Source organism: Microbispora sp. H10949, assembly GCF_014161435.1.
Classification (GTDB): Bacteria; Actinomycetota; Actinomycetes; order Streptosporangiales; family Streptosporangiaceae; genus Microbispora; species Microbispora triticiradicis.
Map to the genome: position 1 here is coordinate 243,241 of NZ_JABBWZ010000013.1, position 12,381 is coordinate 255,621.

At 73.0% G+C, this 12,381-nt stretch carries 9 protein-coding genes; 1 reads left to right on the forward strand and 8 read right to left on the reverse strand.

Features of this window, described 5'->3' with window-relative positions:
• The first annotated feature begins 301 nt into the window (after window positions 1–301).
• Complete coding sequence (locus tag HHX40_RS30700) at window positions 302–2,317, forward strand: glycosyltransferase family 2 protein (protein WP_182883361.1); 2,016 nt, start codon at window positions 302–304, stop codon at window positions 2,315–2,317.
• A 27-nt stretch (window positions 2,318–2,344) separates the two neighbouring features.
• Here the strand turns inward: HHX40_RS30700 and HHX40_RS30705 are convergent, their stop codons facing one another.
• The 8 genes from HHX40_RS30705 to HHX40_RS30740 form a co-directional block, all read right to left on the reverse strand.
• A complete protein-coding gene (locus HHX40_RS30705; protein ID WP_182883362.1) occupies window positions 2,345–3,361 on the reverse strand; it encodes an alpha/beta fold hydrolase in 1,017 nt (338 codons plus the stop codon).
• Window positions 3,358–4,710: a 3-hydroxybutyrate oligomer hydrolase family protein gene (locus tag HHX40_RS30710; RefSeq protein ID WP_259404045.1), complete on the reverse strand. Its 1,353-nt coding sequence runs from the start codon at window positions 4,708–4,710 to the stop codon at window positions 3,358–3,360. The genes HHX40_RS30705 and HHX40_RS30710 overlap by 4 nt, the downstream gene beginning before the upstream one ends.
• 14 nt (window positions 4,711–4,724) lie before the next feature.
• Entirely contained in the window at window positions 4,725–6,062 is a 1,338-nt protein-coding gene (locus HHX40_RS30715) for an MFS transporter (protein ID WP_182883364.1), read from the reverse strand.
• A gap of 76 nt (window positions 6,063–6,138) precedes the next feature.
• Window positions 6,139–8,079 (reverse strand): helix-turn-helix domain-containing protein, encoded by a 1,941-nt coding sequence (locus HHX40_RS30720; RefSeq protein WP_182883365.1) that lies wholly within the window; start codon window positions 8,077–8,079, stop codon window positions 6,139–6,141.
• Window positions 8,064–8,837, reverse strand: coding sequence for a 3-hydroxybutyrate dehydrogenase (locus HHX40_RS30725; RefSeq protein ID WP_182877666.1), 774 nt, complete (start codon window positions 8,835–8,837; stop codon window positions 8,064–8,066). Before HHX40_RS30725 ends, HHX40_RS30720 begins: the two co-directional genes overlap by 16 nt.
• A gap of 67 nt (window positions 8,838–8,904) precedes the next feature.
• Window positions 8,905–10,296 carry a class II fumarate hydratase gene (locus tag HHX40_RS30730; protein WP_117410242.1) on the reverse strand — a complete coding sequence of 464 codons (1,392 nt, stop codon included), beginning with the start codon at window positions 10,294–10,296 and terminating at the stop codon, window positions 8,905–8,907.
• Between the two features lie 110 nt (window positions 10,297–10,406).
• Window positions 10,407–10,955, reverse strand: coding sequence for a hypothetical protein (locus HHX40_RS30735; protein ID WP_138461773.1), 549 nt, complete (start codon window positions 10,953–10,955; stop codon window positions 10,407–10,409).
• Window positions 10,956–11,073: 118 nt separating this feature from the next.
• Window positions 11,074–12,093, reverse strand: coding sequence for a DUF916 domain-containing protein (locus HHX40_RS30740; protein WP_182883366.1), 1,020 nt, complete (start codon window positions 12,091–12,093; stop codon window positions 11,074–11,076).
• Between the last annotated feature and the right edge of the window lie 288 nt (window positions 12,094–12,381).

A 12,381-nucleotide genomic window follows, 5' to 3' on the forward strand; every position in this document is an offset into this window, starting at 1 on the left:
TGTCTGATAAATCAAGCCCTGCTGCGCGTGGCCCAGGCGGCGCCTCGCTGCGTTGTCGCCCCACCCACGAAGATTCCTCGCAGGCTCGGAATCTCCGCGGGGCCCGGAGTCGTCGCCGATAACGCTGTTATCGGCTCCTCCTCCGCCTTGCGATGCATCCACCTGGATCCCCGCTCGCGACGGGCAGCATTTATCAGACACTCCTGATCCGCCGGACGGCTCCGCGAAACTCTGGTCAGGGTTGGTCGATCCTTCGGCAAGCCCGCGCGTCCGGCGGGGCCCGCGCTGCACCCTTGGCCTCATGGGTGTGAAGGTCAGCGTGGTTATGCCCGTGTCCAACCCCGGGCTCTCGAACGACGACTTCGGTGCCGCCGTGCGTTCGGTGCTGGAGCAGTCGCTGCCACCGGACGAGTACGAGGTCGTCTTCGCCGACGACGGGTCGACGGACGGGACCCGCAGGCGGCTCGACGCCATCGCCGGGCAGCGCGGAAACGTGCGGGTCCTGCACCTCGACCACACCGGCTCGCCCGCGCGCGGGCGCAACGTCGGCCTGTCCGTGGCCCGCGGCGAGTACGTCTACCTGCTCGGCCAGTACGACAGGCTGGAGCCGCACGCGCTGGAGCGGATGTACGACCGGGCGGTGGAGACCGACGCCGACGTCCTGATCGGCAGGCTGGCCGACGGCGGACCGCCCCCGGCCGCGTTCGCCCGCGACCACGACCGGGCGGACGTGCTGCGCGACCACCTCCTCGCGCTGCCCACCGCGCACAAGCTGTTCAGCCGGGAGTTCCTGGAGACCTGTCAGCTCCGCTTCGCCGACCGGCCGCTGTCGGAGCAGGCCTTCGTGACCCGGGCGTACCTCGCCGCGAAGGTGGTCGCGGTGCTGTCCGATGAGATCTGCTGTCATCTAGGCCCGGCCGCGCCGGGCACGGCGGGGGAGGAGCGGCTCGACGCCGAGGCGCTCTTCGACGGGCTGAACGCGGTCTTCGACGTGGTGGACGCCTGCACCGAGCCGGGATCCCAGCGCCGGCGGATCCACGCCCACTGGTACCGGGCGCTCGGGCTGCGCCGTCTCGCGGGGCCGCGCTTCCTCGCCGCCGAGCCCGACGAGCGGATGGTCCTGTTCTCCTTCCTGCGCCGGTTCACGCTCGACCGGTTTCCCCCGGAGCTCGACGTCCACCTGCCCGCGCACCTGCGCGCCCGTACGGCGCTGCTGCGGCAGGACCGGCTCGACGCGCTGCTCGCCCTCGCCGAGGCGTCGCGGGGCACCGGGATCAGCGCGGAACTGCGCGGGCTCCGCTGGGACCGGGGCGCGCTCCTGCTCGACCTGAGCGTCGAGGTGCTGCGGCCGGGCGGGAGTCCGCTCTGGCTGCGCCAGCGCGGCGACCGGCTGCTGTGGACGCCGCCGGCGGCCCTGGATGGGCTGCTCGACGGGCTGCTCGGCGACGAGGAGGCCGACGTGACCGAGGCGGTGCGCCGGGCGCGGGTGGAGGTCTGCGTACGGCACGCGGAGACCGGGGTGACGTATGCCCTGCCGGTCGACTGCTCGGTCGGCCAGGCGACGGTGGGCCAAGCGACGGTGGGTCAGGGCGCGGCGGGTCAGGCGGCGGGCGGCCGGGGGCGGGCGGTCGGTGAGGGGCAGGCGCGGGTCTGGGTGAACGGCCAGGCGCGCCTCGACGTCGGCTCGGCGGCCCTCGGCCGGTCGTTGCCCGCCGGGCTGTGGGAGATCCACGTGCGCCTGCGAGGCCTGCCGGGGGGCCGGGCCCGGATCGTCCGCCCCACGCATCCGATGAGCTGCGCGGGCGCCCTCGCCGGGGAGCCCGGGCGGCTGGTCGTGCCGTGCTGGTCGGAACGCGGCGAGCTGGGCGTGTGCGTGGAGCCGAGGTCGTTCCCCGAGTCGATCGCGCTGGTCTCGTCCCGGGCCACCGTGGCCCGGCAGGAGGGGCACGTCTTCGTCGTCGTGCCCGTGCCGTACGTGCCGCCGAGCGGTGGCCCGCCGGCCGAGCTGGTGCTGCGCGAGCAGGACGGGCGGGGGCGCAGCATGGTCGTGCCCGCGCTGGTCGAGCCGGGGATTCCCGGCCGGGTGGCCGGGCAGCTCGTCGCGCGGGTGCCGGTGAGCCGGCTCGGCGGCGACGACTGCCTCGGCCCCGGCCTCTGGCGGCCTGCCCTGCGGATCGGGCAGAAGGACGTCGACCTGCTGTTCGGGCTGACGATCCGCCGCGGCGGGCAGGCGTCCGTCCTGCCCGCCGGAACCCCGCCGCGGGCGCCCTCGCCGCTGCGCCGCCTCGCCGTACGGGTGCTGCGCGACCGCCGCTGAAAGGACCGGCCGGGGACCAAAAGGGGATCAGCCCCGCAGGTGGGCGAGCAGGGCCGCGCGGAACTCGGCGGGCCGGTCCAGGTGCGGGCCGTGGCCCGCGCCCTCGACGACCACTTCGCGGTAGGCGCCGTAGCGCTCCAGGACGGCCCGCGTCTGGGCGACCATCGGCTGGGCGGGCGTGCCGTCCCAGCCGGGCACGGCCCCGATCGCGCCGAGATGCGCGAGGTCGAACAGCGAGGTGTCCGACACGATCACGTCCTGGTCGCCCCTGATCCACAGGATCGGCGGCTTGGGGTCGATCTCGTGCAGGTCGTCGATCCGGAAGTTCGTCGGCGCGATCGAGTTGAGCACGCCGCGCTTGCCGGGCGCGAGGTTCGGCCAGACGTCGGAGGGCAGGAAGTCGCCGGGGTAGTGGTCGTCGCCCACCCGGGTGGACAGCATCGACTCGACGAACGCGTCCTCCTCCTCGCCGAGGTCGGTGCCGGGCGCGACGTACGTGGCGCGCAGCACCGACCGGGGCGAGAGCGGGGAGCCGTCCGAGCGGTCGCCCTCCCGCAGCAGCCGCACGAACTCGGGGTTGGCCCCGCCGCCGCCCGAGCCCACGCCGTCGGGCGAGTTGAGCGTGCCGTCCACGCCCGTCGTGCCGCCGAAGCCGTACGGCGAGACGGGGTTGACCAGCGTCAGGCTGCGGACCGCGGCCGGCCGGTCGCGCAGGACCTGCATGACCACCCCGCCGCCGAGGCTCCATCCGACGAGGTGCACGGGCCCGAGCCGGTCGAGCAGCGCGAGCACGTCGTCGGAGTAGTCGCGCACGCCCCGGCTCGCGTCCACCGGCTCGGGATCTGAGCCGCCGAACCCCCGCAGGTCCACCGCGTACGGCCGGAACCCCTCGCCGAGCGAGGCCATCGTGGACCGCCAGAACGCGCTGCAGGAGACGTTGCCGTGCACGAACAGCACCGGCTCGCCCGACGTCCCGGGTACGGACAGGACGTTCAGGGTGAGACGGTCCGTGCGGATCCGCTCGGCCGTGACGGGCAGGGTCATGGTGTTGCTCCCAGTGTGCAGGTGTTCTCGAGATCGCCCGTGGCCGGGCGGGGCAGGGTGGCGCTCGGAGGCGGTGTCGTGCCCCTGCCGATCCACGCCTCCAGCGCGGTGAACGCGCTGCGGAAGCAGGGCAGCAGAGGCCGCAGCCGGTCGGGGAAGGCAGGGTAGAGGCTGTCGACGTGGGTGCCGTCCTCGACCCGGTAGTAGCGGAGCAGCCGGTCGCGGTGCCGGTCGGCGATCATCTTGGCGTAGACGTCGGAATCTACGCGGATCGGCAGCAGCGCGTCCAGGGTGCCGTGCACGATGACCAGCGGCTTCTTGATCTTCCCGGTGAGGCTCACCCGCGCCATCGCCTGCTTCACGGCCGCGGGCCGGGAGGCGTAGTCGTAGTCGGTGTCGCAGCCGGGCGTGCCGGAGGCGCAGAACGGCGTGCCCGCCTCGGTGTCGCCGTCGTAGGCGGGGTCGAACTCCTCGCGGAAGACGCGCTGGGTGAAGTCCCAGTAGTACTGGTAGTGGAACGGCCACAGGAAGTCGGACTCGGGGGCGAAGCCCGCCGCCGCGATCCCGGCGGTGTCGCCCTTCGCGTACGCGCGCAGCGCGGACGGCAGGAACGTCAGCAGGTTGGGGCCTTCGGGGGTGAAGAGGGTGCCCTCCCAGTCGACGCCGCCGTCGAACAGGTCGGGGCGGTTCTCGATCTGCCAGCGGACCAGGTAGCCGCCGTTCGACTGGCCGGCCGCGATCGTCGTGCGGGCCGGCCTGCCGTACCGCTGCCGGACGACGGCCTTCGCGGCGACGGCCAGTTCGCTGACCCTGCGGTTCCACTCGGCCACCGCGTCCCCGGGCCGTACGCCGTCGCGGTAGAACGCCGGGCCGGTGTTGCCCTTGTCGGTCGCGGCGTACGCGTAGCCCTTCGCCAGCGCCCAGTCGGAGATCGTGAAGTCGTTGGCGTAGGTCTCCCGGTTGCCCGGCGACCCGGCGACCACCAGGCCGCCGTTCCACCGCTCGGGCAGCCGGATCACGAACTGCGCGTCGTGGTTCCAGCCGTGGTTGGTGTTCCCCTTCGAGGTGTCGGGGAAGTAGCCGTCGATCTGCGTGCCGGGGACGCCGGAGGGGTTGACGGCCCCGGCCGAGTTGAGCCCCGACCAGTCCGCCTGGTCGGTGTGCCCGGAGGCCGGCGTGCCCTTCGTGGTGAGGTCGGCCAGGCAGGCGGTCACCTGCTTCTCCGCGCCCGGCACGATCACCGCCGGGCACGCCCCGGGCGGCGTGGCCCGGGCGGGAAGGGCGGCGGCCACGAGGGGCAGGGCCGCCGTCAGCGCGGCCAGACCGGCGAGACGCCCGCGCCGAATCATGTCTTTCCCTCGCATCAGGCCTCTTTCGTGATGACAGCGGCCCGGGCGGAGCCGGAGGCCGGTTCGATCGCCGACAGGTCGCGGTCGCGGGTCTCCCTGGAGGCGACCACCGCGACCACGGTGAGCACCGCCGCCACGACCACGTAGACCGAGACCGGCACGCTCGATCCGTACGCGTCGAGCAGCGCCACCGCGATCAGCGGGGCCACACCGCCGGCCGCGATCGAGGCGAGCTGGTAGCCGATCGACACGCCCGAGTAACGCATCCGCGTGGCGAACAGCTCCGAGAAGAAGGCCGCCTGCGGGCCGTACATCGCGCCGTGCAGCACCAGGCCGACCGTCACGGCCACGGTGACCAACGCGAAGTTCTTGGTGTCGATCAGCGGGAAGAACGCGAAGGCCCACAGGCCCACGCCGACGGCGCCGAGCAGGTAGACCGGCCGGCGGCCGAGCCGGTCGGACAGCGCGCCCCACAGCGGGATCGTGACGAAGTGGATCGCCGAGCCGATCAGCACGGCGTTGAGCACGGTGCCCTTGGGCAGGCCCGCCGTGGTGGTGCCGTACACGAGCACGAACGCGGTGATGATGTAGTAGGAGACGTTCTCGGCCATCCGGGCGCCCATCGCCACCAGCACGTCGCGCCAGTGGTGGCGCAGCACCCCGAGGATGGGCGCGGTGGGCGCGGGCTCCTGACGGGCCAGCGCCTCCTGGAACACCGGCGACTCGGTGACCGTGATCCTGATCCACAGGCCGATCAGCACGAGCACGCCGGACAGCAGGAACGCGATCCGCCAGCCCCAGGCGAGGAACGCGTCGTCCGGCTGCACCGCGGCCAGCAGCGCCAGCACGCCGACGGCGATCAGGTTGCCGCCGGGAGCGCCTGCCTGCGGCCAGGACGCCCAGAAGCCCCGGTTGCGGGGGTCGCCGTGCTCGGAGACCAGCAGCACCGCGCCGCCCCACTCGCCGCCGAGGGCGAAGCCCTGCACCAGGCGGAGGAGGGTCAGCAGCAGGGGCGCGGCCACGCCCAGGGTGGCGTACGTCGGCAGCAGGCCGATCAGGAACGTCGCGCCGCCCATCATCAGCAGGCTGATGACGAGCAGCCGCTTGCGGCCGAGCCGGTCGCCGTAGTGGCCGAAGACGAGCCCGCCGAGGGGCCGGGCGACGAAGCCGACGGCGTAGGTGAGAAACGCGAGAAGCGTGCCGACCCGCTCGTCGTAGGTGGGGAAGAACAGTTTGTTGAAGACCAGGGCCGCGGCCGAGCCGTACAGGAAGAAGTCGTACCACTCGATCGTCGTGCCGACCAGGCTGGCCCCGACGACCTTGCCGATCCGGGCAGGTGGGGTGTGTGCCATGGGAACTCCTCCGATGGGGGGTGCCGCCACGGTACGCAGTGACCGGGGTCACTCCTATGGGGCGGTTCCACACACCTCACGCGTCGGGCATGTGGGTCCTGAGCCGGTGCAGCCGCAGGGCGAGCTGGATCTCCAGCGCGTGGTCGGGCTCCTGCCAGTCCACGCCCAGCAGCTGCCCCACCCGGTCGAGCCGCTGGGTGACCGTGTTGACGTGGATGTGCAGCGCCTCGGCCGTGCGCGACAGCGAGCCGCCGGTGCCGAAGTAGGCGGTCAGCGTCGTCACCAGGGCGGTGCCCCGCCGCGCGTCGTAGTCGAGGACCGGCCCGAGCACCCCGGAGAGGAAACCCGCCACCTCGCGCCGCTCGCCGACCAGGAGGCCCACGAAGCCCAGCTCCTCGGCGCTCGCGCCGTCGCCCGTACGGCCCAGCGCCACGAGCGCGCCGGCGCAGCGCCGCGCCTCGGCGTAGGCCGCGGCGACCGACGTCACCGGCCCGCCACCGGGCTCACCGGCCTGACCCGTACCCGGGCCGGCGGCGGGGGCGGCCCCGGCCGTCGCCGGCCGCCCGAGCGAGGCGGTCAGCTCGGCCGCGACGCGCCGGGCCAGCGCGCCCGGCCGGTCGCCGGGCAGCAGCAGCACCACCTCGTCGCCCCGCGCCGCGGCCAGGCCGTGGGCGAGCGTCGCCTGCGACGAGGCCCAGAAGGCGGCCCGCTCCCGCTGCCCGTCGTGCCGGGCCACGACCAGCACGTGCGGCGCGTCGAGGTCGACGCCGAGCCGCCGCGCCCGGTCGCGCAGCCCGCGCAGCTCGGGCCGGGAGACCAGGTCGTCGAGCAGCTCCCCGCGCACCCGCCCCTCGGCCTCGGCCACGCTGCGCCGGAACAGCAGCAGCAAGGCGGTGACGAGCGCGGCGCGCTCCAGGATGCGCTGGTCGGTGTCGGACACCGGCCGGTCCGTCCGCAGCACCAGCGTGCACAGCGGCGCCGCCCCGACGTCCACGGAGGCGACGTACGCGTCGCCGCGCTTGACCGTGCGGCCGAGCGCGCGCGACGACTGGGCGGCGTCGAAGACGCCCGCGTCGAGCTCGCGGGCCTCGCCGACCAGCGGGCGGCCCTCGTCGTCCAGCACGGTCAGGCGTCCGCCCAGCACCTCCGTGACCACCGCGGCGACGTCCTCCACGCCGCCGCCGCGCAGCACCAGCCCGGTCATCCGGTCGTGCGCGTCGGCGGCCCGCTCGATCGCCTGACTGTGCGCGCTGATCACCGCGTTCGCCCCGCTCAGCTCGGCGAGCGCGGCGCGGGTCTCCTGCAGCAGCCGGGCGGTGTCGATGGCGACGGCCGCGTGCGCCGCCAGCGAGCACAGCAGCGCGACCTCCTCCTGGGCGAACGGCCGGGCGCTGCGGTTGGCCGCGAACAGCACCCCGATCACCTGGGGGCCGAGCCGCAGCGGCACCCCGAGGATCGCGACCAGTCCCTCCTCCTGGACCGCGCCGTCGATGGTCGTCGTGTGCCGGAAGCGCGGGTCGGCGAAGTAGTCGGCTGTGTTGTACGGCGTGCCCGTCTGGGCCACCAGCCCGCCGAGCCCGGCGCCCATCGCGAGGCGCAGCCGCCGGAAGTCGGCCGAGATGGACCCGTCGGTCACCCGCATGTAGGTGTCGCCGCGCTCGGGGTCGTTCAGCGTCATGTACGCGATGTCGGTGCCGAGCAGCTGCCTGGCCCGGTGGACGATCGCCTCCAGCACGGCGTCGAGGTCGCGCAGCCCGGCCAGGTCGCCCGCGGTGTCGAACAGCGCCGACAGCTCGGCCTCCCGCCGGGCCCGCCGGCGCAGCATCGCCCGCACCTTCAGCGCGGCGACCTTGGCCTGCTCCAGCTCCTCCAGCGTGGCCGCGTCGGCGCCGGCCGCCCGGGCCTGGAGGATCGGGCCCTCGAACTCGAGCGCCGACGCCTCCCGCGCAAGCAGGTCGAGGTACGCGCGGGCGCCCTCCGCGGACGCCGGGGCCGGAGTGGTCAGCGGGCGCTCCATCCGCCGTCGATGGGGATGGACGCGCCGGTGACGAACGACCCCGCCGGCCCGCACAGGTAGGCGACCATCTCGGCGACCTCGTCCGGCTCGATCAGCCGCTTGATCGCCGCCGGGGCGAGCATGATCTGCTCCACGACCTCGTCCGGGCCGATCCCGTGCGTACGCGCCTGGTCGGCGATCTGGTTCTCCACCAGCGGCGTGCGCACGTAGGCGGGGTTGACGCAGTTGGAGGTCACCCCGTGGGCAGCCCCTTCCAGGGCGATCACCTTCGACAGGCCCTCCAGCGCGTGCTTGGCCGTCACGTACGCCGCCTTGTACGGCGAGGCCCGCAGGCCGTGGACGGAGGAGATGTTGACGATCCGGCCCCAGCCGCGCTCGTACATGCCCGGCAGCACGGCCCGGGCGAGCAGGAACGGCGCCTCGACCATCACCCGCATGATCGCGCTGAAGATCTCGGGCGGGAACTCCTCGATCGGGGCCACATGCTGGAACCCCGCGTTGTTCACCACGATGTCGGCCCGCAGGCGGGTGTCCGGCGACGGCGGCAGCTGACCCCGCCAGGCCACCAGGAACTCCGGATCGGAGAGGTCGACGGTCACCGGCGTCCCGCCGATCTCGGCGGCCACCTTGCCCGCGGCCTCGGCGTTGACGTCCGCGACGACGACGTGCGCGCCCTCGGCGGCCAGGCGGCGGGCGCACGCCCGGCCGATGCCGCTCCCCGCGCCGGTGACCAGGGCCGTACGGCCTTCAAGGCTCATGCTGCCTCACGATAGGAACCACATCGGGCGAGGCACATGGCGGCCGGCGACATAGATCTCCGGCCTCCTATGTGGGCCGGGTCATCGAGAGGACGTCGAGGGCCTCGTCGAGTTGCTGCTCGGTCAGCGCGCCGCTCGCCACGTGGCCGCGCTCGATGACGACCTCCCGGATCGTCCGGCGCTCTCTGAGCGCCTGCTTGGCGATCTTCGCGGCCTCCTCGTACCCGACGTACCGGTTGAGCGGGGTGACGATGGACGGCGACGACTCGGCGTACTCGCGGAGGCGGTCCACGTTGGCGGTGATCCCGCTGACGCAGCGGTCGGCGAGCAGCCGGGAGACGTTCGCCAGCAGCCGGATCGACTCCAGCACGTTGCGCGCCATCACGGGCAGCATGACGTTCAGCTCGAACGCGCCCGAGGCCCCGGCCATCGTGACGGCCGCGTCGTTGCCCACGACCTGGGCGGCCACCATCGTGACGGCCTCGGGGATCACCGGGTTGACCTTCCCCGGCATGATCGACGATCCCGGCTGGAGGTCGGGGAGATTGATCTCGGCGAGCCCGGCCCGGGGGCCCGACCCCATCCACCTCAGGTCATTGGCGATCTTGTTGAGGGAGACGGCGATCACCTTGAGCACGCCCGACAGCTCGACCAGGCCGTCCCGCGCGCCCTGCGCCTCGAAGTGGTCCCTGGCCTCGGTGAACGGCAGTCCGGTCTCCCGGCTCAGCTCGCCGATCACCGCCTGCGCCCACCCGGGGCCGGGCACGTTCACCCCGGTGCCCACCGCCGTGCCGCCCAGCGGCAGCTCGGCCAGGCGCGGCAGCGCGGCCTGCAGCCGTTCGAGGGCCAGCTCGATCTGGGTGGAGTAGCCGCCGAACTCCTGGCCGAGCGTGACCGGCGTCGCGTCCATGAGGTGCGTGCGGCCCGACTTCACCACGTCGGCGAACTCCGCCGCCTTCTCCTCCAGCGCCGTGGCCAGGTGCTCCAGCGCCGGCGTGAGCTCGTGCACGACCGCGTACGCCGCCGCGACGTGGATGGAGGACGGGAAGACGTCGTTCGACGACTGGGCGGCGTTGACATGGTCGTTCGGGTGGACGGGACGGCCCAGCCGCTCCTGTGCGAGTGTGGCGACGACCTCGTTCATGTTCATGTTGGAGGAGGTGCCCGACCCGGTCTGGAAGACGTCCACCGGGAACTGGTCGTCCCAGCGGCCCTCGGCGACCTCCGCGGCCGCGTCCCGGACGGCCCGCGCCATGTCCTCGTCGATCACGCCGTACTCGGCGTTGACCTTCGCGCAGGCGGCCTTGATCCGGGCCAGCGCCGCGATGTGGGCGGGCTCCAGGCCCCGGCCCGACACGGGGAAGTTCTCCACCGCGCGTTGCGTCTGCGCCCGCCACCTCGCACGGGCGGGCACCCGCACCTCGCCCATGGAATCGTGCTCGATGCGGAATTCGTCCATGCCTCAGTCCTTCGGCCGCTCGTCGATGCCCTTCCTGCCCGGAACCACGGCCCTCCGAACGTGGTGCCGGGCACAGGGAGGGCTCGACGACAGGGCCGTCTCAGCCGAGGTCAGCGCCGGGCGTACAGCCCTCTGCGGCGCATGATCACGGCGAAGGCGCCGAGGGCGAGGACCGCCACCAGGACGATGACCCCGATCTTGAGCAGGGAGTCCGACGAGTCACCGCTGTCCGCCACGGCCGCCCTGTCGCGGGTGAGCGCCTCGGCCGCGGCCATCGGCGAGGCCGCGAGGTCCTTCGCCGTCACCTTCGTCGTCGCGCGTGCCTTGGAAGGCTTGGTGGCGGTGACGGTGACGCTCCACTCGCCGTTCGGCAGCGGCTCCGCGGGCTGGTAGACGTTCTGGCCCTCGGACGCGGACCTGAGCTCCACGGGCCCGAAGGAACGGCCGTCGGCCGACGTGGCGGTCAGCGTCGCCTCGACGACCTCCTCGACGGGCTGGCCGTTCTTCTTCCAGGTGGCCAGCACGTTGACGTTGTGGCCGCCGTCACCGATCACCTCCAGCTTGATCGGTCCGTTGTCGGCGGCGGCCGCCGATGCGCCGAGCACCAGCACGAGCCCGGCCAGCAGCAGGGTCACGGCGTGGCGCAGTGTCTTGTTCACGAGTGGTGCTGCCCTTCAGGTTGTCTCAGGGGTCGTCTCGAAGTCGTTTCGGGTCGTGGTCTGGTCGTGGTTGGGGTCGGGGTCGGGATCGGGGAGAGGTCGTGGACGCGCCGCGCGCTCACGCCTTGAGCGGTGTGCCGTTGAGGAGGAGCAGCTTCTGGATGCGCCTGCGGCGCAGGACAGCCGATATCCGGACGGCGAGCACGACAAGGAGGAGGAAGACGAGGAGGGCGAGCTGCGGCCACGGCAGCGCCCACAGCGAGGTGCCGCTCGCCACCCGTTCGGCGGTGATGCCCGGGAGCGGCTTACCCGCGGGAGCGGGGATCGCCATGATCGTCGTGTCGATCGATCCCATCGGCCAGGCGCCGGTCACCCGTGCGCTGAACGTGCGGCTGCCGCCCGGCATGATCTCCCTGGCCTTGGCCTCGGACTTGTCGTCCCAGCTGCTCTCGCCCACGAGCGTGGACGTCAGGACCCGGGCGTCCGGTGCCAGCCGGACGTTGCCGACGTTGGCGAGGGTGTAGCTCACGTCGACCGTACCCGGGGCGAAGGGGTTCCACGACCAGTGGTAGTCGGCCCGCAGATCGGTCACGGCGACCTTGGCCACGTAGTTGCCGGTCACCCGGATGTTCAGCCGGACGCCCACCCGGTTCTGGACCCGCACCTGGCCGGAGATGGTGTCGATGGACGCGGTGACCCCCGCGGGGTGGTCTCCCGGCGTCGCGTTCTGGGGAATCGAGACCTTGACGGGCACGACGGCGGTGGCTCCGCCCTCGATGGTCACCTTGTCGGGGATCTCGATCCACGAACCGCCGTCGGTCGGCTTGGCGTCCGACGGCCGCATGTCGAAGTAGCCCTTGGCGGTCAGATAACCGTCGTTGGCGTCGATGGCGAAGTCGACCGGCTGGGTGGAGCGGTTGATGACCGCGATGTGCTCGGTCACCTGCTGTCCGCCGGCGAGGTCGATGTCGATGACGCTGCGGCCGTCGGGGCCTTTGGCGTCGGCCGGCACGACCGACCAGGTGGTGTCGGCGCTCGCCGGGGTGGCGAATCCCACCAGGGCGACCAAGACGGTCGCGCCGACAGCGTGAAGCACGGCCAGGAGGGCGATGGCGCCCCGCGAACGGCTCTTGGTCACAGAGGTGTCTCCTGTCTCAATGCGGACGTCCGGAACGTTGAGTCAGACTCGCACACGTTCCGGACGTTTGCACTGGGGCGGTCCGTTCCTGCCTCCGGTCGGGATGTTCCCGGATGGGTCAGGACTGGTTGAAGAGGGAGAGGGTGAGGGTGGAGTGGTACTCGCCGGCGGCGACGTCGACGGGGGTGCGCAGGGCGAGGTCGGCGTTGACCTTGGAGGTGCCGATCTCGGTGGCGGAGTCGGCGGTGGAGACGAGGAGTTCCTGGCCCTTGAGACCGACGGTGGGGG